This window comes from Vibrio cincinnatiensis DSM 19608 (genome assembly GCF_900167345.1).
Classification (GTDB): domain Bacteria; phylum Pseudomonadota; class Gammaproteobacteria; order Enterobacterales; family Vibrionaceae; genus Vibrio; species Vibrio cincinnatiensis.
In genome coordinates, this window is record NZ_FUXB01000004.1 from 203,660 (window position 1) to 228,066 (window position 24,407).

Below are 24,407 nucleotides of genomic sequence, written 5' to 3' on the forward strand. Positions count from 1 at the left end.
CATAAGCGATTAAAGGTGAGTGACTCATGGCAGTATTAAAAGACTTAATCGAATTCCAATTAAAAAATGCTGAAGAGCTTTCCGCGTTATTGGATCAAGAGAAACGAGCAATTACTAGCCGAATTTCTGCGGATATTGAGGCGATTGCCAAAAAAAAGATCACCTTAGTCAACCAACTGCAACAAACTGATCAACGAATATCTCGGCATCCTGATGTTAAGAGCCTAACAGCAGATGACCATTTACATAACCTAATGAACCAAATCCGATCCATCGTTCATGACTGCCAACAAGCGAACAATATCAACGGTGAAGCCTTAGCTCGAGCCCAACTTAGCTTTAATAAACTCAATAACTTAATGCAGCAAAGCCACGGGAAAATAGGCATGACCTATAATGCGACTGGGCAAACCCATACCATCTCGACGCTGGGCACGAACCTAAAAGCTTAAGGCTTTCTATTTTATTAAAGCGTAATGGATAAAAATAAAACAAGCGGCAATCAAATTGCCGCTTGTTTTATATCTGGAGAGAAGAAAGAGTTAAAATAACGTTTGTTGGCGCTTTTCAGGGACTTGCTGTACTTCACCATAGCTACGTAAGCGGTCCATTTTTCGGATATCGAGTCGTAGTTCCGTTACATAACTGTCTCCGACTTTATAACTACGCACGACTTCAGCACCTCGAATGACCCCATCAACAGCACCAGAAGTCAACTCAGTACCGAGACGCTGATCCTGTAGATCCGCACGCCCAGTCACTCGCATACCATAAATTTGCTCAGCTAATTCACGGTAAGCATCAATTTTAGAGGCCCTCATCGCCCTGACTTGTTTTTCTTCTTCATCTCGACCTCTTTGCTCACTGATACTGGCATACCCTACCGCCGTTAGCCAATCATCGCTACGCATAGACTGTAAAGGCTGGCAACCAGACATCATTAGTGTAAGCAAAAGAAATAAGAATCCCGCTTTCATTATTCTCTCCTAAGGTCGTAAGATGACATTATACGGGCGAGTAATCGTTGGATCGGAACGAATCAATACCCCATCTTGTGTACGGATAGTGTTCAATGTATCCAAATCACGCCCGATACGATCTTCAGGTAAAAAGCCTTGTGCCGTCGCAACCACAATTCGTGACTGCATCCCCACCACTCGGGCATTCACTAATACGCCGCCTTCTTGGCGTAACATAGTCCCAGTCAGTACATATTGTATCTCTTGCTCTGGGGCTAAATCTTTCCAGTTTCGGCTAAAAGCAAAATCCCCTTGCTGTGTCACTTGTATCGATCCCGTGGTTTTAAAATCCACCACTTTAAATCCCCGGCGCTGGAATTGATAAATCAACCCTTCTGATACTGAATTACCTAACCAATTGGTCGTATCCATATTTTGTAGATCAACAAATGAAGTTACGGCTATCGGCGTCCGCGCAGTAACACTGGTGTTGGACTGAACGAGATCTTCTGTCAAACTATCAATAAAGAAATCCAATGTGTGGCGAGGACTCTCCATTAACATAAATTGTGAACCATTGTATGGCTCTTTACCGTTATAAATCGGGGCATAAGCACACGCAGTCAAGAAAACCGCAGGCACTAAGGAAAGCCATTTTTTCATTCTCTTCATCTCCAGATATACTAAGGCTAACGTCCCATCCATTCATGTGGGTAAAACTGGAACGCTCTTTGCTTTTCTTTATCAGCTTTCGCTTCAGAATGGCATACCTACATCAGCTAATATCTGTAAAGCAAATTTTGTACCTAACTGGCAAATTATCATGAAAAAAAATATTTATTCTTTAATTTCAATACTTTTTATGTACTTTTGGGTACCAAGCAGTTATGCAGCCTGGTATGAAGTCACCGGAACTGCGACCATTGTTTCCTCAGAAGAAGTAGCAAGGCTACATGCGCTCGAAGATGCCATCTACAAAGCGGTAAATTTTGCCGGAGGTGACATTGGGAGTATCAGCTCCTTAATGCCACTACTGGAAACAGACCGTCAAGAATATTTATTTGATAACCATGAAATTCGTTACATTTCGGTAGAAAGCCGTAAGGTTCGAAGGAATGTCATGAACATTGTTGCACGAATAGATATCTATCCATCGGCAACGGCTTGCCACATCAACCAGTATAAGAAGACCGTTTTGATCGGGAATATTGATCTTGCCTCCCCACAACAAGCGGTCATGGGGCAAATTTATCAATTAGGTGATGATTTTGCCGATGTCCTTGATCGACAGATAGCTCAAGAAGCACACAGCTTTGTCTCTGTCGGTACGACTGATTATGATTTAGATAGCCGAAACCCAACACGAATAAAGATGATCGCACAAGATCTTGGTGCTCACTATATTGTTGGAGGTTCCATTACGGATTTAACTTCTACCATTGAGCAACACTTACTACGAGATGATACGATTAATCGACAATTTGCTTTAGAATTGCAAGTCTTTGACGGTAAAACCGGGCATGAAATATCCAAGAAAAATTACCGTGAAGTCTCCAGTTGGCCATTTGCAAAAACCAGTAATATCGATACACGAAGTGCTCGTTTTTGGGCATCCACTTATGGACAGATGTTATTACGAGTCAGCCGTAATATCATGCTTGATTTAGAAACGGATCTCTCTTGTAAAATAACATTACCTGAGGTGGTCGCTAAATATGGCAATACCCTCAGTATGGACTTAGGTCGAATTCATGGTGTTCAGGAAGGAGATAAGTTACAACTTTGGCATACTGGCGCTTTTATTGATCAAAATGGACTCCCTCGGAATAAAGTGACTCAAAGCGACATTACTTTAACCGTGACCCGAGTTTACGAAAAAGAAGCAGAGTTAACAGTAGATCAACCAGAACTGGCTTCTAGCATTCAAATTGGCGATGTAATGCACAAACAGTTATAAACTCGGCCATAATACATGATCTCATGATAATAATTCAGTAATATAGGAGCCTCGCTCCCGTGGCACAGCAGGATAGCGCGGCCCCCTCCTAAGGGGCAGGTCACAGGTTCGAATCCTGTCGGGAGCGCCATATTTATCAAAGGGCTAACTCAGTTTTGAGTTAGCCCTTTTTGGTTTTCCCCATCATTATTGCAAAAATAGCCCGATCCCAAACATGATGAGTATGGCACCGGCTATTTTTTCAATAATGGGAATACTTTTTTCTAAAGACTTTTGGACCGTTGGCTGCGCAATCACACCTGCAATCAAAAAATCCCACAATAACACCACCAAAACCATCCAAACACCACAGGTTATCTGGTGGAGTAAGGTCACATCATTTCCTAAAATGACGGACATCAAGCTCATATAAAACAACGCGTTTTTAGGATTTAATAATGCAGAATTAAACCCGAGAACCAACTGTTTTAGACGTGACGGTATCCTCTCGGCCCCATTGCTAGCCAGCGACGGCTTAGCCTGATTCTTCATTAACTGGTAGCCAATCCACATGAGGTATAACGCACCGCACACTTCGATGGTGGAAAAAACCTGCTGATTATCTCGAAGATGAGCCCAACCAAGAATAGCAATCAAAATGTAAATGGCGTTCCCTAAAGCAATACCAAAACAAATATAGGCACTACCTTTGAGTTTATGCCTAATTGCATGCCCGACAATCAGAAAAAAATCCTGTCCGGGGCTAAGTAAAGCCACAAAGTGAGCAAGAGCGAGAGCTGGAAAAGCGATAGGAAAAAAGAGAGTAAAAGACATGAATAATCCACCTATAGTACTGTTTTTCTTGCACTATAGGCTCTTTTACTCCCTATTTATTGTCTAAAATTGACGCGGTATGCTTATATTGCTTAGGTGTTGAAGCCGTATAGTTAACAAACATTCGGTGCAACTGACTTTGATCAGAAAAGCCCATATCGTAAGCAACATCGACAATCTTCATCCCTGACTGTAGCCGTAATTTGGCTTGCTCAATTCGATAATTATTAAGAAAGGCTTTTGGAGTTATACCAAAATGTTGCTTAAAAATTCGGATGATAGACTCTTGTGAATAACCGAACTCTTGAGCAATCGTATCGAGTAATGGGGGCTGAGTGATGTCCTTTAACAACTGCTGTTGAACCTGATGAGCTAATCGATGACAACAGCGTTCAGAAATGAGGGGGGAACAATAGGAGAAAAGCAGTTGGTGTAACAGCTCTTTCATTTCTTCAACATAATGATCATTATCATGAAGAATAAGTGATGGAATTAACTGAGTGATTTTCTTAAAAAGAGCAGCATGCCGAATAACTCGCCGATCACAAACAAAGTGTTCAACCCTAAAACCATGTAAACGAGATAAGCTGTCTAAACACCAACGATGATCAACATACAGCATATGATAACTGCGACTTTCCCTTGAGATAGGGTTACAAGCATGGACTTCTTCTGGCTCAATAAGGGTGATCTCTCCTTGGGAGAGGATCATTGTTTCCTGTTTAATGGATAAACAGGTCCTACCTGCCGTCATAATGCCAATCGAAAACTCACTATGACTGTGCATTTTATATGCTTGTCGGCTATCTTGTGTTGAACGAATAACCAGCTGTGGAAAATGTTTCCCTTTCCAGAAACATTGATTTATATGGCGAGCGCTGTTTTCCATCATAATCCCTTACTAAAGCTGTCTCATTTGATATTAAACGAAGAATACTCACTTCGGGTAACTATCTTCGCACAATTCTGACACGCTTCTGATGTACTATACTCTTATTGTTTTAGACTAATTTCGCTATCCCGATTACTATTGCCACTCAGTTATTAACAAAACACTCTATAGCGATAGGTATGAGAAAAAGTAACCTAGAAACGAATACTGGCCATCGCTTTATCTCAAAAGCGAAAACTGCCTACAAAATTCATATTCACACGCCCGATGATACTGTTTTACATCGGTCGGTGGGTTATATTCGTATCGGAGAAAAAAAAGGGTTAAAAAAAGCCATTAAGTTACGTAATGAGCTAGGTCGTGAAATGTGGGGGAAATTTTGGCGACAAATCCTTAAAGACCCCTATTTAATGACTCGGCTTCCCCATAGTTTGGAACCTAAAATCATTTACAAACCTCGTCCAACGAAAGAAAACCCTGACTATCGTGACGCCTGTTATATTGCCGCTTGGCGCTGTTACGATAATGAAGGTAATTGTGTATTTAAAAGCGTAGTTTGCTCAATTAAAAAGCACGGTAAGTTGGCCGCTTATACAAAAACAAAAAAAGCCCTACTGGATGCCCATAACGCATACCTTGATATTCTTATTTACATGGGGCGTTTAAACAGCATTGACTTAAAATAGACAAGAATGGCTATAAGGTTATCGATAAACTCAAAGCCCACCAAAGTGGGCTTTTTTTTCATTCATAAATGCATCATACGGCTTACTGCTTTACTGAATATTCGAACTCAGGAATAACAATATCGACTCGGCGGTTAAGTTCACGCCCATGAGCGGTGGCGTTAGAGGCAATCGGTTTGCTCTCACCTTCCCCTTTCCAAGATATTCTCGAAGGTTCAATACCACGCTCCACAATCGCATCCGCAACAGCTTTCGCTCGTTTTTCAGAGAGCGTTTGGTTATACGCTGCCGAACCTGATGAATCTGTATGCCCAGTGACGATCACGTTAGCTTGAGGGTATTCATTTAAAAAGAGAACTAAATCACTGAGTTGTTCTTTACTTTCCTCATTGAGTTTAGCGCTATTAACAGCAAAGTTACTGCTGTCTAACTGTTGAAATTCAAACGTTTTCTTTACAATTTTAGGTTGAACATCAATCACTGGTGCTTCTTCAACAATAATAACTTCTTCCACTTCAACAGGTCGACTTTCACTCACGGTTGCAGGTTGTGAGGCTCCACCAAACCGATAGCTCACGCCTAATGAAACGGTATTGGCTTCAGCTCTTACCTGATCATTATTAATATCAGTGAGTAGTTGATATTCCGTACGGAGCGAGACATTAGGAGTCACAAAAAATTCAGCACCAGCTGCACCTAAAAAGGAATAATCGCTTTCACTCCCATAATCAACATACGCTCCACCAAGTTTGGCATAAAGATCAACACTTTGAGAGATGGGCAGGCTAAATTTAGGCGCAAAGGTAATGGCTTTGACACGCTCATCATTAAGCCCAACACCAGTAAATTTACCCAACATGTCATACCCAGCTTCAATGGCAAACCAATGATTAACGTTATAGCCGAGATAAGCACCTAACGTTGCATCTCGGTCTTCACAGACATCCCCAGCTCGACATGCGTCATCAAGCCACGTTTGCCCCATTTTGCCTCCAAGATAAACATCCGCTATCGCTGATGATGAAACCGCCATGACAGATACAGAGATCATTGCAACTAACTTTTTCATAACTCTTCCTTTTAACTTGTTATTATCATTATTTCGACATAAGTGTTTCGCCACAGGAAAAACACCAACACCACCGTGATACAACGGACCACATTCAATAACTATAATAAATATATATAAAAGGGACAGGTTATTCGTGTTAATTTTTTGTCACTTGAAGGTGATATTTGAAGATAAACCCCATCGATTAGTCACGGATCAATATAAAAATGATTTAACGGGTCTTTTTAGTGGACAAAAAAAACCGTAGCCATCGCTACGGTTTCAATGAGGAAAGGGAAATTATGCGTTCGCTTCACGCTCTGCAATAAAATCTAACGCCATTTGAATACGTTTCACTACTCGCTCTTTACCGATCAAGTGCATGACAGCATCAACCGAGGGGGATTGACCACCACCGGTGACAGCGACTCGCAGCGGCATCCCAATTTTGCCCATACCAATCTCTAGTTCTTCACAAACGTCAGCAATCACTTGATGGAGCGCTTCAACACTCCACTCCGTTAGCGCTTCGATTTTGCTTAAAGCTAAAGCTAGAGGCTCTTTAGCAACGCCGCGTAAATGTTTTTTCGCTGCATTGGCTTCAAACTCACTAAAGTCTTGATAGAAATAGCGAGACTGTTCGGCCAGTTCAACCAAGGTATGGCAACGTTCACCCACGAGGCGAACGATGTCTGCCATAGCTGGGCCTTGGTTTTTATCCATGCCTTGCTGAGTAAAGTGCCATTCAAGGTGTTTTGCCACATATTCAGGATCCGAGGTTTTAATGTAATGGTTGTTTAACCATAACAATTTATCGGTATTAAAGGCGGATGCGGATTTAGAAATCGCATTTAAGCTAAAGAGGTTAATCATCTCCTCACGAGTGAAAATCTCTTGGTCGCCATGTCCCCAACCTAAACGCACTAAATAGTTGATCAAAGCTTCAGGCAGATACCCTTCATCACGATACTGCATCACAGAAACCGCACCATGACGCTTAGACAGTTTTGCGCCATCATCACCTAAAATCATCGCACAATGAGCAAAGGTTGGAATGGTTGCGCCCATCGCTTTATAAATATTGATTTGGCGAGGAGTATTGTTGATATGATCTTCCCCGCGAATAACGTGAGTAATGCCCATATCGACATCATCGACTACAACACAAAAGTTATAGGTCGGTGAACCGTCCGTACGACGAATGATCAAGTCATCTAACTGATCATTACGAATTTCAATTCGACCACGAATTTGGTCATCAAAAACTACACTGCCGTCTTTCGGGTTACGGAAACGAATAACGCAGGGATCGCCCTCTTTAGCCGCAGCATTTACGGCTTGAATTTTAGGATGATCGGCATCGTAACGTAGCATCTCTTTATTGGCTTCTTGCTCTGCGCGAATTTCATCCAGCAGCTCTTTCGAGGCATAACATTTATAGGCTTTATCTTCCGCTAACAGTTGGTCAACCACTTCGTTATAACGATCAAAGCGTTTCGTTTGGTAGTAAGGGCCTTCATCCCACTCTAGGCCCAGCCATGTCATTCCCTCAAGAATGGCATCAACCGCCGCCTGAGTTGATCGCTCTAAGTCGGTATCTTCAATACGTAAAACAAATTCCCCGCCTTGGCTTTTCGCATATAACCAAGAATAAAGAGCTGTACGAGCTCCCCCTACGTGTAGATAGCCCGTTGGGCTAGGAGCAAAACGAGTTTTAACCGTCATTATTTATTACCTTTTTCTGAAACTTCAGCCGGATGTTGGCATGAGCGAAATTTTGCGCGTTATTCTATCACTCCCATTGCACAGACCCAAGAAACTTCAAGAAACCCCCTTGACCTTACCTTTAGGTCAAGGTTTATCCTTACCTCAATATTTCGGAGGAATGACCATGAACCATTATGCTTTGCCGTTATCTGGGCTCAATTGTATGGGATGTGCCCGTAAGCTTGAGCGCCAACTAGAGAGTGACTTTACGGTTCAAATCCATTCGCTATCGCCAACATTTATTGAATTGGATACAGAAGTTTCACTCGATAATGTCGTGGATAGCATTGAATCGTTAGGTTATCAAACCACCCAACCTACACACTTTTACTTAGCTGGTCTTAACTGTGGTAAGTGCGTCAATAAACTCACCACAGTGCTTAGCCAAGAGCCACAGATTGCTCGATTGGATATCACAAAGACGAGTCTCAGCTTAGTTACGACACTCACTGACGCAGAGATTATCGACAAGGTGCAGCACGTTGGCTATCAGGCAAGCTTGCAACCAATGGAGAAAGTCGAGATCGAAGCCAAACCCAACTCGACACAACAGGTATCACCACTCACCACACCGCATATTGAGGCTCAACCAGACACCAGTAAGGTAAGTACCCACTTACTGATTCAGGGGATGACCTGTGCCAGTTGTGTCTCTTCCGTGGAAAAGGCATTAACGTCTGTTTCCGGCGTTCAAAAAGCTCAAGTCAATTTAGCTGAGCAAAGCGCACTCGTCATGAGTGAGCACCCGCTTACCGAACAACTGTTAGCCGCAGTGAAACAAGCGGGTTATCAGGCAGAAGCTCTTGACGATCCCAATCAGCAACAAGCGAAACAGCAGTTGCAATTAGCCGCTTCGCAACGTGAGCATAAACGCAGCGCTATTCTGGGTTTACTGTTGGGCGGTCCACTGATGGCTTGGGGAGTCGTTGGTGGCAGCATGATGATTACAAGCAGCAAAGACCAAATTGGCTGGGGTATCGTTGGGCTTACCTGTCTCGCTCTGCTCGCCAGTGCCGGACGCAGCTTTTATGTCAATGCTTGGCAAGCCTTAACTCACCGCCGAGCCACCATGGATACTTTAGTTGCCTTAGGTACCGGTTCTGCTTGGTTTTACTCCATGTTAGTGGTGAGCTTTCCTCATTGGTTCCCGATGGCGGCCCGTCATGTTTACTTTGAAGCTTCTGCCATGATTATTGGGCTTATCTCTCTCGGTCACTATATTGAAGCCAAAGCAAAAGCCAGAACCACGCAATCACTGCAAGCATTAATCAATTTACAGCCACAACAAGCCACCCAAGTGACCGAAAACGGTGAGCGGATCATTGCGGTAGCAGACATTACTCAAGGGATGACTTTACGTATCAAACCCGGAGAAAAAGCCCCGGTTGATGGCATGGTGTTAGAGGGTGACTCTTACGTAGATGAAGCGATGCTGACCGGAGAACCGCTGCCCGTTCATAAGCAGGTCGGAGACTCGGTATCCGCAGGCACCATCAACCAAGACGGCAGCTTATTGATCCAAGCTACGGGTATTGGTTCGCAAACCATGCTGGCTCGTATCATTCAAATGGTTCGCCAAGCGCAAAGCAGTAAACCGGCTATCGCCAAATTAGCCGACCAAATTTCAGCAGTCTTTGTTCCGGTGGTGGTCGCCATTGCGCTCTTTTCTGCCGCCATGTGGTTTTGGTTTGGCCCGGACCCTAAAGCCAGTTATATGCTAGTGGTTGCCACCACCGTACTGATCATTGCTTGCCCGTGTGCGCTTGGCTTAGCCACCCCGCTGTCGGTTACCGTTGGTGTGGGTAAAGCCGCAGAAATGGGCATTTTGATTCGTGATGCTAACGTTTTACAATCAGCCAGTAACATTGATACGGTCGTCTTTGATAAAACGGGCACATTGACCCAAGGCAAACCGAGCGTACAACAGGTGCTCTGCCTTGAAGGGGATAAATCCACCTTACTGAGCCTTGCCTTTGGGCTAGAACAACACTCCGAACATCCATTAGCTAAAGCAATTTGTGATTATGCTAAGCAGCAGCAAGTGAATGCAGTCCCGATTGAGCAATTTGAAAATCAACGCGGTAAGGGGGTAAAAGCACAGTATCAAGAGGATGAGATAGTCATTGGCTCTTTACCTCACATGCACTCTCTCGCCGTTGATCTCACCATCGCGCAACAAGCCATCGACACTTTTGCTAAACAAGCGTGGACACCGGTAGCCATTGCGCGCAATAACCGCTTAATCGGGTTGATTGCGATTGCCGATCCCATTAAAGAAAGCGCCGTTAAAGCCGTTCGAGCACTCAACGAAATGGGTATTCATAGCGTTATGTTGACTGGTGACCAGCAAAGTGTTGCCGATGCGATAGCCAAACAGTTAGGCATTGCTCAGGTGATCGCTCAAGTGTTACCCGATCAAAAAGCGCAACATATTCAAGCGTTGCAACAGCAAGGGCGGCATGTTGCGATGGTAGGAGACGGTATCAATGATGCGCCAGCGCTAGCACAAGCAGACATTGGAATAGCCATGGGTAGCGGCAGTGATGTCGCTATTGAAAGTGCGCAAATGACCCTCTTGAACTCCTCACCACTAGCCGTGGTCAATGCCATTGAACTCTCTAAAGCTACGTTGAAAAATATGCGTCAAAACCTCTTTGGTGCCTTTATTTACAATACGCTTGGCATTCCGATTGCCGCAGGGGTGCTTTATCCCACATTCGGTTTTTTACTGAGCCCAGTAGTTGCCGGAGCGGCCATGGCACTTTCTTCTATTACCGTGGTGAGTAATGCCAACCGACTACGGTTAGTTAAAACCCGTTTTGATGATTAATTGGTGTAGGGTGATCACAAAGGTAGCTATCGAGTCGATGTCTTCCTAAGTTGTTAAGCCTTGACTTATCATAAAAAAAGCCTCTCACACGTGAGAGGCTTAATCGATTGTGAAATGAATTCAATGTATCGAGTGATTATTCAATCATCGTAACACGGCTTGCTCGTTGCCCACTGGTAGAGAGTGAACGAATCCACACTTTACCATTGACTTTAGGGGCATTCGCCGCATCAAAGTTCTGCCATTGCTCACCATCGAATGAATATTGCAACGTCACTCCAGGAAACTGAACGTTCATGGCCAAATGTCCGTTCTTAATGACCGCTCCAGGAACAGGGAGGCGATAATCAATACCTGCTTTTTCCAATTTTGCTAACTCACGTTGCCCAACCACATTGGCAAAGCGATTCCAGTCCGCTGTTAACGCTTTTTGGTTAACACGAGAGGTTTGCTGTGAATATTCAACACCGACTCGGTAGCGATTCTCCCAACTGGCTCGGTGCCAAGCTCGCTCAGCGGCAGCCAATACGCGGGGGAAGACCATATACTCATATTGCTCATCATTGCGTACCGTTTCAGACCAAAGCTGGGCGGAGAGACCATAGAATGGTTTCGCTTTCACCTCTCCTTTACCACTGAATCCATTGCCATCACGATCCAGTGAGGTTTCAGCATTTTGTGGCAAGTTCTCTGGTGCAAAACCAAACATCTTACGCGTATCGGTAGCACGTGTTGCCCAATAATAGCCCCGCTCTTTAGGATCCGCTTCATAAGGCATATCCATATAAACATAGTCAGGGTTAGAAATGATTACATCATAACCTTTCTCAGCCCATTCATAAGCGGATGATGTTCCTCCCCAATACAAGACATCCCAGAAATTGACTCGAGTGGTCTGAGTGGCAAATGACTCAGCATCATCACTGTATTTCAATCCATCCTGCCAAGCTTGGAAGTGGGGAATTCCTTGTTGATTCACAAGCTTCGACACTTGTTCAGCAAAATGGCTAGGTAAATGAGCAAAGTCACTCACTTCACCACTAGCAATCATTGCCTGACACTGTGGAGATTGAGCAAATGGTTTATCCTGTGCAGAAAGATCAATATTGCCTTTCCAACTCACTTTATCAGTCTCATTAATATCTTGGAAACCAGCACCCAACTTAATATTCTTCGCTTCATCACCACCAAAATGCCAAGTGGTTAACGGCATTCCCGCTTGCTGGTGCATGGCAGCAATTTCACTGATCACTTTATCCACGAAGCGAGTCGATGAATCAAGGCAAGGGTTAATGAAACTTAAACGATCATAGAATTGAACCGTAGTTACATTTGAGGTGTCTTGTGGATCCAACAAACGGTACTCATTGGCTTCCACTTCTTTCCCTTCTTGCATTAAACGCTGATAACGCGCCTCCATCGAAACAACGGCTGCACGTGCGTGAGCAGGCATATCGATTTCAGGAATCACTTCAATATGACGAGCCTTCGCATATTGCAAAATCTCAATGTAGTCCTCTTTACTGAAATAACCAGAACCAAAATTATGGCTTGTCGGCCCAGAACCTAACTGCGGTAATAGACATTCTGTCTCGGTTAAATCAAAACAGCGTTGCCCACCAATATCCGTTAATTCAGGTAACCCTGGAATTTCGATTCTCCACCCTTCGTCATCAGTAAGGTGTAGATGCAACTTATTCATTTTATACGCAGCCATTTGATCTAATGTCGCTAAAATTGCTGATTTACTATGGAAGTTGCGGGCAACGTCAATCATGATGCCACGATAATCAAAACGAGGGGCATCTTGAATAAAGAGTTGAGGTAATGTGTCTGGCTGCTGGCTATCAATCAACCCCAAAATTGATTGTACGGCATAAAAAACCCCTGCTTGGTCAAATGCATGAATGACGATACCTTTATCATTAATGCGCAGTTGATAGGCTCCTGACTTAGCCAACGCTCCACTAAATGACTTTGGTGTCACAGCAATAGAAACCGGAAGTGAACCATTCACATTCAGGCCAACAATCATCGCTCGTGTTTGAATGGCAGCCAGTTGTGCCTCGTCAAAAGCCGCTTTGGGCAGTGCTAAACCCGCCGAGATATCTAAATTTCCATTACCTTTTTCCACTTTCATGGGGGTCGGTAATAAGGAACTTGACACATCTTGCAAAGCTACATCAGCGTTTTTTTCAAAACGAGTCAACGCATTCGCAAAGACATTATTATCGCTAGGGGTACGTTTTAGATTATTTCCGGATAGTCCACTCACAAAACTATCCACCTCCTCAGTATTGAGTGAAGCAATCACTTTGGGTTCTGCATTGGGTGCCGTGACAAAAGCACGAGGCATAAAGTCTGTTTCAAACAGCTGCCAATATTCACCAATCAGAGGAAGCGTAATGGTTTCTCCCTTAGCCAACCCCATAAATGATTCCGTAGGTTCCAGTTTATGCAAATCTCCTGTAATACGGGTCACTTTAAATTGATCACTGTCTACATCTAAAATCAAACGAATACTGTGGAAGTAAATGGCCCAATCTTTTGAATCCACCGCGTTACCTTGGTTTACCAAGGTCATATTCACTTTATTACAAGAAGCCCACTCTGCTCCCAATGCTTGGCATTCAAGTCCTTCATCCGCACCATGGTTGGTGAAAACGGTATAATGAATATCTAGGTTATCCGCGAGTGAATTAACTACAGACTGGTTTGATGAGTTCATCATTGAGCAACCGGCTAAAGTTGCTATCACTGAAACGGCAATCACACTCTTGTTCAACATAAGAAATACCTTACTTTTAGGTTGAAAACGGATGGGATGGTCATATATCCCTTCACATCTCACGACGACATCAGCCAATGGCTACACTTAATGACGTTCACCATAACGCGAGTTATTTCTAGCCGTAAAATTAATCCAGCAATGAGGTGATCAACCTCAAACTTTAACGTTCAAAACAAATATAAAAAACATTAATATCAACAAGTTAAAATCACCGTCAAAATCGACATTTCTATTTTGACGAGATTAATTCGATCAAAATCACACAAACAAAGCCCGTTTCAATCCTTGGTGTGATCAAATTCATCTTTCGTTATTCACGGCTCCCATCAAGTTCGAGAAGATAAACGCTAATTTGTGACAAACATCGAACATTTATCTTCGTCAAATTTGTTTAAACTCCGTTAAAGTAACGTTTTTGTCGCACATAAATATCAGGAGCTCCTTACTTGAAAATCTCTCGATTCCTGATCGGGTTACTCTCGATAGTCACCTTATCAAGTCAAGCCGAACCGCTGTATTGGCAGGTAGAAAAGGATAATTTAACATTAATGGTGATCGGCTCTATTCATGTGGGAATCCCCGATATGTATCCATTACCCACACCGATCTATGAAGCATTAGAAAAAAGTCATGGCTTGATTATTGAGGCCAATACTCAAGATTCACCCAATATTCTTCCCCCAAAAAACACATTTACCAGTGAGCAAGTCCTAACACTTTCTCAGAAAAAACAGTTGGCGACCATTGCTGAACAGTTGTCCCAAAGCACCGATACTTTATTACAGCTTCCTCCTTGGAATAGTGCCTTACTGTTACAGTTCCTCCAGTTTCAACAACTTGGCTACTCGGCTTATAAAGGCGTCGATGCCCACTTAATTCGAAAAGCAAACCAAGCAGAGGTACCACTAATAAGCTTGGAAAGTATGCAATATCAGCTCGACTTATTCACAAATTTACCTAACGATGGGCAAGAGATGCTCGTTGCTCTACTGGATGAATGGGAAAGCAATCAAACGATGACCGATTGTCTCATTGAAAGCTGGCAAAAAGGTGATCAAGAAAAATTAGCAACCATTATGCAGCATAGTGGAATGTCTGAAGGTATGAGAGAAGCCTTTATCACCCAACGTAACCGTGAGTGGGCCCAAAAGCTCAGTACCCCAGCCTTCTACTCCAACCCCAAAGGATATTATGTCGTCGTGGTTGGGTCACTGCATTTAGTCGGCAACAACAACGTACTAGATTTACTTAAAAAACAAGGCTTTGCTATTACACAATTAAATCATAGTCAGCAGGCAACTTGCTCATTACAGCCGTAAGAGTGCTAAAAGTAAAAAGCCCCAGTCTTTCGACTGAGGCTTAAAATAGTGGTCGGTGAAGAGGGATTCGAACCCCCGACCCTCTGGTCCCAAACCAGATGCGCTACCAAACTGCGCTATTCACCGACAAGGTTTTTTAGAGAATCCGACAAGAGGGCCACCCTCTGGTCCGCTATTCCTAAAACCGGAGATGCGCTACCAAACTGCGCTATTCACCGACAAGGTTTTTTAGAGAATCCGACAAGAGGGTCACCCTCTGGTCCGCTATTCCTAAAACCGGAGATGCGCTACCAAACTGCGCTATTCACCGACAACGGAGGCGTATGTTACCCATTCTACTTTGTTAAGCAAGCCCTTTTCTTTGCTTTTCTCTTTTTCCTTTATTTCGAACGAAAAAGACGAGTAAATACACTAAAAGTGTGATTAATAACACAGCAAAAGAAACATAATCGCAACCTTGACCATACAATTGATCCAGATCAGTGTTGAAAATTTAGCCATCTCTTAACCTAGGCCTGTCTTCAACGCTTTAGAGGAAACATAGATTTCTCAATGATTCAATATCCTTCTGAATAATACAGTCGGATGATCAGCCATGATAGTTATCATTGATGAGTCTAACTCTGTTTCATACAGCTTTCTTCAGCTAAGCCATGAACGACAAATCTCCTCACTAGATCGCCTAGCACCTATTCTATAATAGTGTCATGCTATGCACCGGAGTAGATAGCTTGTCTACTCCGGTTTTTTATTCTCTCTCTGATCCTCTTTGCTATCTGAATCGGTATAATCACGCTATTAAGTAGCTCTTTTCAGGTACCACTATGTCTCACGATGATGATTTAGCCCTGTTTCTGCAAATGATGGGAGAGGTAAAACCTCTCACCCATGATGTGGCTGAACTCAAGAAAGGGTACACCGTGACTGATGCACAATTAGCGAAACGTCAATCCGCCATCGCTCTTTCAGAACAAGATCCCGACTATCTCTCCATTGACTCTGCTCCGATGCTAAAGCCCGATGATGTGGTGGAATACAAGAAAGATGGCGTACAGGATGGTGTGTATAAGAAATTACGCTTAGGCAAATACCCAATTCAGGCGAGGCTAGACTTACACCGTAAAACACTAAAACAAGCGCGAGATGAAGTTACCCGTTTCCTAGCTCACTGCATGAAATTGGATATGCGAACCCTATTAATCATACACGGACGGGGAGAACGTTCTACCCCACCAGCGATGATGAAAAGCTTTGTCGCCCATTGGTTAACTCAAATCGATGAAGTGCAATGTGTTCATAGCGCACAACGTTTCCATGGTGGAACGGGAGCGGTCTATCTTTTACTTCGAAAAAGTCGTAACCAAAAAGATGATAACCGAGAACGCCACCAAAAACGGCTTGGTTAACCCACAATAGCTGGTAAAATGCTCGCGTTATACAGATAGCATTATCATTTTAATTGACCACTCCGTTGCGAAACGTCAGGAGCAACCATGCCAACCCATGAAAAACGTTTAAATAAATACATCAGTGAAACAGGATTTTGTTCTCGTCGAGAAGCCGACAAATTAATAGAACAAGGTCGAGTCACCATTAATGGGGAAATTCCCCAGATGGGAACAAAAGTCACAGAGCAAGATACCGTCTGTATTGATGGCTCCCCAGTTGGCTATAAAGAAAAGCCCATCTACATCGCCTTAAATAAACCAACGGGGATTACCTGTACCACGGAACGAGATGTCCCCGGAAACATTGTTGACTTCATTGGCCACAGTAAACGTATTTTTCCTATCGGCCGCTTAGATAAACCCTCAGATGGATTAATCTTTTTAACAAACGATGGGGATATTGTGAATAAAATTCTCCGCGCAGGGAATAATCACGAAAAAGAGTATGTGGTGCGGGTAAATAAGCCGATCACCGAGGAATTTATTCACCAGATGGGCAATGGTGTGAATATTCTCGATACAGTAACGCTTCCTTGCAAAATTACCCAAGAAACAAAGTATGCATTTCGCATTGTTCTCACTCAAGGCTTAAACCGACAAATTCGCCGCATGTGCGAAGCATTGGGTTATGAAGTGTTTAAATTGCGCCGTGTCAGGATCATGAATATTACCTTAGAGGGTATTCCTAACGGCCAATGGCGTTATTTAACAGAAGCTGAAGTCAACGAAATTTTAGCTATGTGTGAAGGCTCAATCACTACCGAAGAAGCCTCCCGAACGGACAGTAAAGGCCAAACCATCCAAAAAGCAACCGATGCTAAATTATTTGATAGTCGGACCTCAAAACCAGTCACGCATCGAACCTTTAAAGGTCGAGAGGCACATGAACATCGCCATGCACCTAATTCTAAAAAAGGGCGTGAACAATTTAAATCACATCGTGATTCATCAGCCGCCCCCCATAAGAGTACAGCGACAAATGCCACCAGAAAAAACGGAACGCTGCGTCTAAATAAATAACTAAAATAAAGAAGAGGAGCCATTGGCTCCTCTTCTTTGCAAAATCACTGAACTATTTCGTCCCGAAGATCTTATCCCCAGCATCCCCTAATCCAGGAACGATATAACCTTTATCATTGAGTTTTTCATCAATAGCTGCCGTATACAGCTCAACATCAGGGTGTGCTTTTGCCAACGCTTCAATACCTTCAGGCGCAGAAACTAAAACCAAGACTTTAATTTGGTTGCATCCTTTCTCTTTAAGTAGATCAATCGTCGCAATCATAGAGCCGCCGGTGGCAAGCATTGGGTCAACCACCATCGCAATGCGTTCTTCAATATTGGAAGCCAGTTTGTTGAAGTAAGGTACGGGTTCTAATGTTTCTTCATCTCGATAAACACCCACAACACTAATACGGGCACTAGGTATGTGTTCCAATACCCCATCCATCATACCCAACCCAGCTCGTAAAATGGGAACGACCGTCACCTTTTTACCTTTAATTTGATCAACTTCAACGGGGCCGTTCCAGCCTTCAATGGTCACTTTTTCTGTTTCAAAGTCAGAGGTCGCTTCATAAGTTAACAGGCTACCCACTTCGGTTGCTAACTCACGAAAACGTTTCGTGCTGATATCACCTTCTCGCATCAGGCCAATTTTATGTTTTACTAGAGGGTGTTTTACTTCAACAACTTTCATTTCCATCTCCGGCATAATTTAAATAAACTTTCCGATTATACACTCATTTCTTGCGATTTTCCGACCTAAAATCTCGATAAAAAATCTGACGCAAACGTTTTCCTTTTTGTTTTAAGCCCTGTAGAATAGCCTCGTTTTCATATCCAACTAGATCGAGGACTTTCCCCGTGAGCGGTAACAACACTTCTCTTAGCTACAAAGATGCTGGCGTAGATATCGATGCAGGCAATGCGCTTGTTGAACGAATTAAAGGTGCAGTAAAGCGTACTCGTCGCCCTGAAGTCATGGGTGGTATTGGTGGCTTTGGTGCCTTATGCGAACTCCCAACCAAATATAAGCAGCCCGTTCTCGTATCAGGAACCGATGGAGTCGGAACCAAGTTACGACTGGCTTTGGATATGAAAAAGCATGACACCATTGGGATTGATTTAGTCGCTATGTGTGTGAACGACTTAATTGTGCAAGGTGCAGAACCGCTCTTTTTCCTTGATTATTATGCCACGGGTAAACTAGACGTAGAGACAGCAGCAGATGTAGTCTCTGGCATTGCTGACGGCTGTGTTCAAGCGGGCTGTGCTCTGATTGGCGGCGAAACCGCAGAAATGCCCGGAATGTACGAAGGCGAAGACTATGATGTCGCGGGTTTTTGTGTCGGTGTGGTAGAAAAAGAAGACATCATCGACGGTAGCAAAGTGGCAGCGGGAGATGCTCTGATCGCTGTCGGTTCTAGCGGTCCGCACTCAAATGGTTACTCTCTGGTTCGTAAGATTCTGGAAGTGTCCGGTGCCGATAAAAGCGAAATGCTGGAAGGTAAAACCATTGGCGAACACCTATTAGAACCAACCAAAATCTATATCAAATCAGGATTAAAACTGATTGCTGAACACGATATTCACGCCATTTCGCACATTACTGGCGGGGGTTTCTGGGAAAACATCCCTCGCGTGTTACCTGAAGGGACAAAAGCTGTCATTGATGGCAACAGTTGGCAATGGCCTGCCATTTTCACTTGGCTACAACAGAAAGGAAATGTGGCAACACGAGAAATGTATCGCACCTTCAACTGTGGCGTCGGTCTGATTATTGCCCTACCGCAAGATCAAGCACAAGCAGCCGTCGAACTGTTACAGCGAGAAGGCGAAAGCGCGTGGGTTATCGGTGAAATAGCGTCGGCACAAGCCAATGAAGAGCAAGTAGAGATCAAATAATTCATGAAAAGTATTGTTGTTTTAGTTTCAGGGAATGGTTCCAATTTACAAGCGATCATTGATGCCTGTGAGACAAGTAAACATGGTGGCAAAGTAACGGCCGTTTTTTCGAACAAAGCAACAGCGTATGCTTTAGAACGAGCCAAAAAAGCAGGAGCAGCAGCGCATTTTGTTGATCCTAAAGCTTATGAGACTCGTGATGCTTTTGATGAAGCATTAATGAAGCATATCGATGAATACAAACCGGACTTGATCGTTTTGGCTGGCTACATGCGAATTCTCAGTAGTGATTTTGTTCGCCACTATTTAGGACGCATGATCAATATTCACCCATCACTATTACCTAAGTATCCAGGCCTTAATACCTATCAAAGAGCCATCCATGCTGGGGATGAAGAACATGGCACTAGTGTCCATTTTGTGACAGAACAATTGGATGGTGGCCCTGTCATTCTTCAAGCAAAAGTGCCCATTTTTGATGAGGATACGGTTGAAACACTAACAGAGAGAGTGCAAACTCAAGAGTATCGTATTTATCCGTTAGTAGTGCAGTGGTTTGTGGAAGAGCGTTTAGCCATGAAGCAAGGCAAAGCCTTTTTAGATGGAGAACCTCTGGGGATCCATGGTTATGCCGACCAATAATAGGCCGTAGTATCAATCAAATAAAAAGGGTAGCTCTGCTACCCTTTTTATTTGATTGATTAAAGTTCAGCTTAAGGGGCTTGATTACCCGGCTTCGGAGCAGCAAAAGCCACCGCTTTCAATTGCTCAACATTCGTTGCAATTCGCTCACCTAAATAAAACAAATTAAACTCTCCCGGCTTCATTCGTTGCCAAGTTTCATTACCGGTTAATGGCTGAGTCGCAATCACGGATACCACATCGTTGGGGGTGGTTTCTTCTTGGAAGTTCACTTCCACATCCTCATCAATCAATGCCGCATGGCCAAATGGGGCTCGACGGGTGATCCAATAAAGATGATTCGTGCAGTAGCTCATCACGTAGTCGCCATCGGAAAGCAGCATGTTGAATACCCCTTTATTACGTAACTCATCACAAAGCTGGCTCACATAGTAAAAAACATCCTGCATATTATGAGGGATAGCAGGGTAACGCTGTTCTAACTTATCCAGTAACCAACAAAAAGCCGCTTCACTGTCCGTTTGTCCGACCGGACGATGACGACCTTGAGTGAGATGTTGGTAATCAACAAGTTGACCATTATGGGCAAAGGTCCAGTAACGCCCCCATAATTCACGCGTAAAAGGGTGTGTATTTTCTAAACTCACGCCACCACGATTCGCTTGACGAATATGGCTGATCACCGCACAGCTTTTGATCGGATAATTTTGCACCAGTTGAGCAATTTGTGACTGACAACTGGGGGCCGGGTCTTTAAAAGTCCGAAAACCACGCCCTTCATAAAAGGTAATACCCCAACCATCTCGGTGAGGGCCGGTTCTTCCGCCTCGCTGCATCAACCCCGTAAAACTAAAACAGATATCAGTTGGTACATTGGCACTCATTCCGAGTAATTCACACATGGTTTAAACAACTCCTTCTTTAAACCATCTCACTAACGGAGGGCCAACATAAACGGTCAGCCCACCCTGTTTATGCCATCTCTTTTTCAATTAACTGAATAATAATATGGATGATTTTAATATGGACTTCTTGAATACGATCTGCATAACCAAAGTGAGGAACGCGAATCTCGACATCCGCTAACCCCGCCATTTTGCCACCATCTTTTCCGGTCAAGGCGATGGTTTTCATCCCTTTTGCCTGAGCGGCTTCAATCGCTTTTAAAATATTTCCTGAGTTACCCGAAGTCGAAAGGCCGAAGAGAACGTCACCTTGGCTACCGACGGCTTCAACATAACGCGAAAACACGTAATCGTAACCAAAATCGTTACTGACACAAGAAAGATGGCTGGGATCAGAAATGGCAATTCCCGGATAACCCGGGCGGTTTTCACGATAGCGCCCCGTCAACTCTTCGGCAAAATGCATCGCGTCACAATGTGACCCACCATTACCACAAGAAAGGACCTTTCCCCCTTGTTTAAAAGAATTGGCAATCATTTTTGCTGCGGCTTCAATATTGGTAATATTCTGCTCATCTGCTAAAAATGCATTCAGCACTTCCGCCGCTTCCGTCAGTTCACGTTTAATCAAATCCTGGTACATAGGTCTCGTCTCTTAGTTATTCTGCTGGCAGAAAAGTTTTCTCATAAGAAAACTTACACGCAATTGAGTTTACCCAAACGATTCGCTCTGTCGATAGCAACACCCCCACAAATTAGTCAATTAACCTGATTTTTTCTCGATAAAATTGGCGTATGCAGCACATTTTTGTGTTTTCTTTTCACCCAGGACACTTTTTAGACAATATTACATTTTACATTCCATTAATCTTTTAATTACAATCAGACTGGTTAGACCACTTTTAAATCAGAGAACCCTGTTGTCTGGATAAGGAAAATAATTATGGAAATCTTGCTCTCTCTATTGATTTTTTTTGTGGTGCTAAGCGCATGCTTGTACCATCGAACCTCTCTTTTCACCGCTTTAGTTTTACTAACGTTAACGATGTTAACGCTATCAATAACGGGGCGGGTCGGATTCTTTGCTTGGGCTTTATACCTTGCCGCTATCGTTGTGTTTATCGTTCCCTCAGTACGGCAAAATCTAATCAGCAGTAAAGCACTGACGATGTTTAAAAAAGTGCTTCCCGCTATGTCACAAACGGAAAAAGAGGCTTTGGATGCAGGCACCGTCTGGTGGGAAGCTGAACTCTTTAAAGGCAAGCCAAACTGGCAACAATTAAAAACCATAAAAGCACCAACCTTAAGTGCAGAAGAACAAGCTTTTCTGGATGGACCAGTCAACGAAGTCTGTGCCATGGTCAATGACTATCAAGTCACTCATGAACTGGCCGATTTACCCCCAGAAGTGTGGCAATATCTTAAAGATAATAAATTCTTTGCCATGATTATTAAGAAAAAATATGGCGGCTTAGAATTTTCAGCCTATGCCCAATCTTTGGTATTACAGAAATTAACAGGGGTTTCCGGTGTTCTTTCATCCACCGTTGGCGTTCCAAATTCATTGGGGCCAGGAGAATTGCTACAGCATTATGGAACCGAAGAGCAAAAAAATTACTATTTGCCACGTTTAGCAGAAGGGAAAGAAATACCTTGTTTTGCCTTAACGAGCCCAGAAGCAGGATCAGATGCAGGCTCTATCCCTGACTTTGGGATTGTCTGTAAAGGAGAGTGGGAAGGGAAGGAAGTACTGGGAATGCGTCTCACGTGGAACAAGCGCTATATCACCCTCGCCCCTGTTGCCACAGTATTAGGTTTGGCCTTTAAACTGCAAGATCCCGACGGCTTATTAGGAGATACCCCCGACATCGGCATCACTTGCGCTTTGATTCCAACCGACTTAGCAGGGGTTGAAATCGGCAATCGCCACTTTCCACTGAATGTTCCTTTTCAAAATGGTCCAACCCAAGCCAATGATCTATTTGTTCCCTTAGATTTTATTATCGGTGGAGCCAAAATGGCCGGACAAGGCTGGCGCATGTTAGTGGAATGCCTTTCAGTTGGACGAGGAATCACCTTGCCATCCAACTCAACAGGGGGAATTAAAACCGCAGCTTTAGCTACCGGTGCTTATGCTCGCATTCGTCGCCAATTTAAGCAACCAATCGGCCAGATGGAAGGCATAGAAGAACCACTAGCGCGTTTAGCCGGTAATGCTTATGTTATGGATGCAGCCAGCAATTTAACGGTTGCCGCCATTGATTTAGGTGAAAAACCTTCGGTTATTTCAGCCATTGTCAAATATCACTGTACCCACCGAGGACAGCGCGCCATTATCGATGCCATGGATATTGTGGGTGGTAAAGGTATCTGTTTAGGGCCAGCTAACTTCTTAGCCAGAGGCTATCAAGGTTCTCCCATTGCTATTACTGTAGAAGGTGCAAACATCCTCACTCGCTCAATGATTATCTTTGGACAAGGTGCGATTCGCTGCCACCCTTATGTTCTCGATGAAATGGCGGCGGCTCACTCTGAGCAATCTGGGGCGCTTGAACAGTTCGATCAAGCATTGGCTGGCCATATTAGCTTTACCCTCAGTAATCTTGTACGTAGTATTTGGCTTGGCCTCACCGATGGTTATGGGTCTTCTTCCCCTACTCATGATGCCACCAAACGTTACTACCAAAAACTTAACCGCTATAGTGCAAACCTAGCCTTGCTGGCCGATATTTCCATGGCTGTACTGGGTGGATCTCTTAAACGAAAAGAACGCTTATCGGCACGGTTGGGCGATATTCTTAGCCAACTTTACCTAAGTTCCGCAACGCTTAAACGTTTCGATAATGACGGCTGCCCCGAAGAAGACTTACCGTTAGTACATTGGGGGCTGCAAGACAGCTTAAAACAGACAGAAGTGGCGATTGATGAATTCCTTGCTAACTTCCCAAACCCGGTGCTTGGAAAACTATTACGAGTACTTCTCATGCCATTTGGCCGAGTGCGAAAAGCCCCTAACGATAAGCTCGATAGCCAAGTTGCCCAAATTATTCAAACACCGAGCGCCACCCGAACTCGGTTAGGGCGTCACCAATATTTAGCAGCAACGGAACACAATCCAGTAGGCAAAATAGAACAAGCGCTTGACGTTATTCTACAAGCAGAGCCCATTTTCACTAAGCTGTGTCAGACTCTCGGTCAACGCTATCCCTTTACTCACTTGGATGAGCGGGCAAAACTGGGTTTAGAGAAAAAAATACTGACTGAGCAGGAAGCACAATTGCTCACGGAAGCAGAAGCTCATCGCCTATATACCATCAACGTAGATGATTTTGCTCCACAAGCACTCGCGGCAAAAAAACCACGTCCGAAGCTGGAAGAAGTAGCCTAACAGCCCTGAAAACGTTCAGTGAGAGGAGGTAACAGAAAAGGAGGCCAAGCCT

20 protein-coding genes and 2 tRNA genes are annotated in these 24,407 nt (G+C 43.8%); 11 read left to right on the forward strand and 11 right to left on the reverse strand.

The window, feature by feature from the left end; all coding sequences use genetic code 11:
• Positions 1 to 26: 26 nt before the first annotated feature.
• Positions 27 to 452, forward strand: a complete 426-nt coding sequence (locus B5D54_RS05185; protein ID WP_078925419.1) for a flagella synthesis protein FlgN — start codon at positions 27 to 29, stop codon at positions 450 to 452.
• Positions 453 to 542: 90 nt separating this feature from the next.
• Here B5D54_RS05185 and flgP read toward each other — a convergent pair whose 3' ends face one another.
• Together flgP and B5D54_RS05195 are read right to left on the reverse strand one after the other, a co-directional pair.
• Entirely contained in the window at positions 543 to 977 is a 435-nt protein-coding gene (gene flgP / locus B5D54_RS05190) for a flagellar assembly lipoprotein FlgP (protein WP_078925420.1), read from the reverse strand.
• A gap of 9 nt (positions 978 to 986) precedes the next feature.
• A complete protein-coding gene (locus B5D54_RS05195; RefSeq protein WP_078925421.1) occupies positions 987 to 1,622 on the reverse strand; it encodes a FlgO family outer membrane protein in 636 nt (211 codons plus the stop codon).
• A gap of 160 nt (positions 1,623 to 1,782) precedes the next feature.
• On the opposite strand from B5D54_RS05195, the gene B5D54_RS05200 reads away from it, so the two are divergent.
• The gene (locus tag B5D54_RS05200; RefSeq protein ID WP_078925540.1) at positions 1,783 to 2,916 is read left to right on the forward strand and encodes a flagellar assembly protein FlgT; all 1,134 of its coding nucleotides are present in this window, start codon (positions 1,783 to 1,785) and stop codon (positions 2,914 to 2,916) included.
• Between the two features lie 53 nt (positions 2,917 to 2,969).
• A tRNA-Arg gene (locus B5D54_RS05205) sits at positions 2,970 to 3,046 on the forward strand.
• Between the two features lie 56 nt (positions 3,047 to 3,102).
• On the opposite strand, the gene B5D54_RS05210 is transcribed toward B5D54_RS05205, so the two are convergent.
• Together B5D54_RS05210 and B5D54_RS05215 are read right to left on the reverse strand one after the other, a co-directional pair.
• Positions 3,103 to 3,729 (reverse strand): LysE family translocator, encoded by a 627-nt coding sequence (locus B5D54_RS05210; RefSeq protein WP_078925422.1) that lies wholly within the window; start codon positions 3,727 to 3,729, stop codon positions 3,103 to 3,105.
• 52 nt (positions 3,730 to 3,781) lie between these two features.
• A complete protein-coding gene (locus B5D54_RS05215) occupies positions 3,782 to 4,621 on the reverse strand; it encodes an AraC family transcriptional regulator (protein ID WP_229601047.1) in 840 nt (279 codons plus the stop codon).
• A gap of 179 nt (positions 4,622 to 4,800) precedes the next feature.
• Between B5D54_RS05215 and B5D54_RS05220 the strand changes: the two genes are divergently transcribed.
• Entirely contained in the window at positions 4,801 to 5,307 is a 507-nt protein-coding gene (locus B5D54_RS05220; RefSeq protein WP_078925424.1) for a Fe3+-citrate ABC transporter substrate-binding protein, read from the forward strand.
• 82 nt (positions 5,308 to 5,389) lie between these two features.
• Here the strand turns inward: B5D54_RS05220 and B5D54_RS05225 are convergent, their stop codons facing one another.
• Together B5D54_RS05225 and gltX are read right to left on the reverse strand one after the other, a co-directional pair.
• The gene (locus tag B5D54_RS05225; protein WP_078925425.1) at positions 5,390 to 6,376 is read right to left on the reverse strand and encodes an OmpA family protein; all 987 of its coding nucleotides are present in this window, start codon (positions 6,374 to 6,376) and stop codon (positions 5,390 to 5,392) included.
• Between the two features lie 282 nt (positions 6,377 to 6,658).
• On the reverse strand, positions 6,659 to 8,083 hold the full coding sequence (gene gltX / locus B5D54_RS05230) for a glutamate--tRNA ligase (protein ID WP_078925426.1): 1,425 nt from the start codon (positions 8,081 to 8,083) through the stop codon (positions 6,659 to 6,661).
• 166 nt (positions 8,084 to 8,249) lie between these two features.
• Here gltX and B5D54_RS05235 point away from each other — a divergent pair, with 166 nt between their 5' ends.
• On the forward strand, positions 8,250 to 10,955 hold the full coding sequence (locus B5D54_RS05235) for a heavy metal translocating P-type ATPase (RefSeq protein WP_078925542.1): 2,706 nt from the start codon (positions 8,250 to 8,252) through the stop codon (positions 10,953 to 10,955).
• A gap of 136 nt (positions 10,956 to 11,091) precedes the next feature.
• On the opposite strand, the gene B5D54_RS05240 is transcribed toward B5D54_RS05235, so the two are convergent.
• Positions 11,092 to 13,743 (reverse strand): beta-N-acetylhexosaminidase, encoded by a 2,652-nt coding sequence (locus B5D54_RS05240; protein WP_078925427.1) that lies wholly within the window; start codon positions 13,741 to 13,743, stop codon positions 11,092 to 11,094.
• 449 nt (positions 13,744 to 14,192) lie between these two features.
• Here B5D54_RS05240 and B5D54_RS05245 point away from each other — a divergent pair, with 449 nt between their 5' ends.
• On the forward strand, positions 14,193 to 15,065 hold the full coding sequence (locus B5D54_RS05245; RefSeq protein WP_238843270.1) for a TraB/GumN family protein: 873 nt from the start codon (positions 14,193 to 14,195) through the stop codon (positions 15,063 to 15,065).
• A 49-nt stretch (positions 15,066 to 15,114) separates the two neighbouring features.
• On the opposite strand, the gene B5D54_RS05250 is transcribed toward B5D54_RS05245, so the two are convergent.
• Positions 15,115 to 15,191: transfer RNA gene (locus B5D54_RS05250), tRNA-Pro, on the reverse strand.
• A 698-nt stretch (positions 15,192 to 15,889) separates the two neighbouring features.
• Here B5D54_RS05250 and smrA point away from each other — a divergent pair.
• Together smrA and rluF are read left to right on the forward strand one after the other, a co-directional pair.
• Positions 15,890 to 16,471, forward strand: a complete 582-nt coding sequence (gene smrA / locus B5D54_RS05255) for a DNA endonuclease SmrA (protein ID WP_078925429.1) — start codon at positions 15,890 to 15,892, stop codon at positions 16,469 to 16,471.
• A gap of 87 nt (positions 16,472 to 16,558) precedes the next feature.
• A complete protein-coding gene (gene rluF / locus B5D54_RS05260) occupies positions 16,559 to 17,533 on the forward strand; it encodes a 23S rRNA pseudouridine(2604) synthase RluF (protein WP_078925430.1) in 975 nt (324 codons plus the stop codon).
• Between the two features lie 52 nt (positions 17,534 to 17,585).
• Here rluF and upp read toward each other — a convergent pair whose 3' ends face one another.
• Positions 17,586 to 18,212, reverse strand: coding sequence for a uracil phosphoribosyltransferase (upp, locus tag B5D54_RS05265; RefSeq protein WP_078925545.1), 627 nt, complete (start codon positions 18,210 to 18,212; stop codon positions 17,586 to 17,588).
• A 167-nt stretch (positions 18,213 to 18,379) separates the two neighbouring features.
• On the opposite strand from upp, the gene purM reads away from it, so the two are divergent.
• Both purM and purN read left to right on the forward strand, forming a co-directional pair.
• Complete coding sequence (gene purM / locus B5D54_RS05270; RefSeq protein WP_078925431.1) at positions 18,380 to 19,420, forward strand: phosphoribosylformylglycinamidine cyclo-ligase; 1,041 nt, start codon at positions 18,380 to 18,382, stop codon at positions 19,418 to 19,420.
• 3 nt (positions 19,421 to 19,423) lie between these two features.
• Positions 19,424 to 20,062 carry a phosphoribosylglycinamide formyltransferase gene (gene purN / locus B5D54_RS05275; protein ID WP_078925432.1) on the forward strand — a complete coding sequence of 213 codons (639 nt, stop codon included), beginning with the start codon at positions 19,424 to 19,426 and terminating at the stop codon, positions 20,060 to 20,062.
• Between the two features lie 71 nt (positions 20,063 to 20,133).
• On the opposite strand, the gene B5D54_RS05280 is transcribed toward purN, so the two are convergent.
• Together B5D54_RS05280 and lpcA are read right to left on the reverse strand one after the other, a co-directional pair.
• Positions 20,134 to 20,964 carry a class II glutamine amidotransferase gene (locus tag B5D54_RS05280; RefSeq protein ID WP_078925433.1) on the reverse strand — a complete coding sequence of 277 codons (831 nt, stop codon included), beginning with the start codon at positions 20,962 to 20,964 and terminating at the stop codon, positions 20,134 to 20,136.
• A gap of 70 nt (positions 20,965 to 21,034) precedes the next feature.
• Positions 21,035 to 21,610, reverse strand: a complete 576-nt coding sequence (gene lpcA, locus B5D54_RS05285) for a D-sedoheptulose 7-phosphate isomerase (RefSeq protein ID WP_078925434.1) — start codon at positions 21,608 to 21,610, stop codon at positions 21,035 to 21,037.
• Between the two features lie 300 nt (positions 21,611 to 21,910).
• Between lpcA and fadE the strand changes: the two genes are divergently transcribed.
• Positions 21,911 to 24,355 carry an acyl-CoA dehydrogenase FadE gene (gene fadE / locus B5D54_RS05290; RefSeq protein WP_078925435.1) on the forward strand — a complete coding sequence of 815 codons (2,445 nt, stop codon included), beginning with the start codon at positions 21,911 to 21,913 and terminating at the stop codon, positions 24,353 to 24,355.
• The last annotated feature ends 52 nt before the right edge of the window (positions 24,356 to 24,407 follow it).

Bases quoted from the DNA above. Each gene is read 5' to 3' on its own strand.
- B5D54_RS05235 (WP_078925542.1), top strand. From the start codon at position 8,250: ATGAACCATTATGCTTTGCCGTTATCTGGGCTCAATTGTATGGGATGT.
- B5D54_RS05240 (WP_078925427.1), bottom strand. From the start codon at position 13,743: ATGTTGAACAAGAGTGTGATTGCCGTTTCAGTGATAGCAACTTTAGCC.
- smrA (WP_078925429.1), top strand. From the start codon at position 15,890: ATGTCTCACGATGATGATTTAGCCCTGTTTCTGCAAATGATGGGAGAG.
- B5D54_RS05215 (WP_229601047.1), bottom strand. From the start codon at position 4,621: ATGATGGAAAACAGCGCTCGCCATATAAATCAATGTTTCTGGAAAGGG.
- flgP (WP_078925420.1), bottom strand. From the start codon at position 977: ATGAAAGCGGGATTCTTATTTCTTTTGCTTACACTAATGATGTCTGGT.
- purN (WP_078925432.1), top strand. From the start codon at position 19,424: ATGAAAAGTATTGTTGTTTTAGTTTCAGGGAATGGTTCCAATTTACAA.
- B5D54_RS05195 (WP_078925421.1), bottom strand. From the start codon at position 1,622: ATGAAAAAATGGCTTTCCTTAGTGCCTGCGGTTTTCTTGACTGCGTGT.
- rluF (WP_078925430.1), top strand. From the start codon at position 16,559: ATGCCAACCCATGAAAAACGTTTAAATAAATACATCAGTGAAACAGGA.
- B5D54_RS05220 (WP_078925424.1), top strand. From the start codon at position 4,801: ATGAGAAAAAGTAACCTAGAAACGAATACTGGCCATCGCTTTATCTCA.
- B5D54_RS05185 (WP_078925419.1), top strand. From the start codon at position 27: ATGGCAGTATTAAAAGACTTAATCGAATTCCAATTAAAAAATGCTGAA.
- fadE (WP_078925435.1), top strand. From the start codon at position 21,911: ATGGAAATCTTGCTCTCTCTATTGATTTTTTTTGTGGTGCTAAGCGCA.
- upp (WP_078925545.1), bottom strand. From the start codon at position 18,212: ATGAAAGTTGTTGAAGTAAAACACCCTCTAGTAAAACATAAAATTGGC.
- B5D54_RS05200 (WP_078925540.1), top strand. From the start codon at position 1,783: ATGAAAAAAAATATTTATTCTTTAATTTCAATACTTTTTATGTACTTT.
- B5D54_RS05280 (WP_078925433.1), bottom strand. From the start codon at position 20,964: ATGTGTGAATTACTCGGAATGAGTGCCAATGTACCAACTGATATCTGT.
- B5D54_RS05225 (WP_078925425.1), bottom strand. From the start codon at position 6,376: ATGAAAAAGTTAGTTGCAATGATCTCTGTATCTGTCATGGCGGTTTCA.
- lpcA (WP_078925434.1), bottom strand. From the start codon at position 21,610: ATGTACCAGGATTTGATTAAACGTGAACTGACGGAAGCGGCGGAAGTG.
- B5D54_RS05210 (WP_078925422.1), bottom strand. From the start codon at position 3,729: ATGTCTTTTACTCTCTTTTTTCCTATCGCTTTTCCAGCTCTCGCTCTT.
- gltX (WP_078925426.1), bottom strand. From the start codon at position 8,083: ATGACGGTTAAAACTCGTTTTGCTCCTAGCCCAACGGGCTATCTACAC.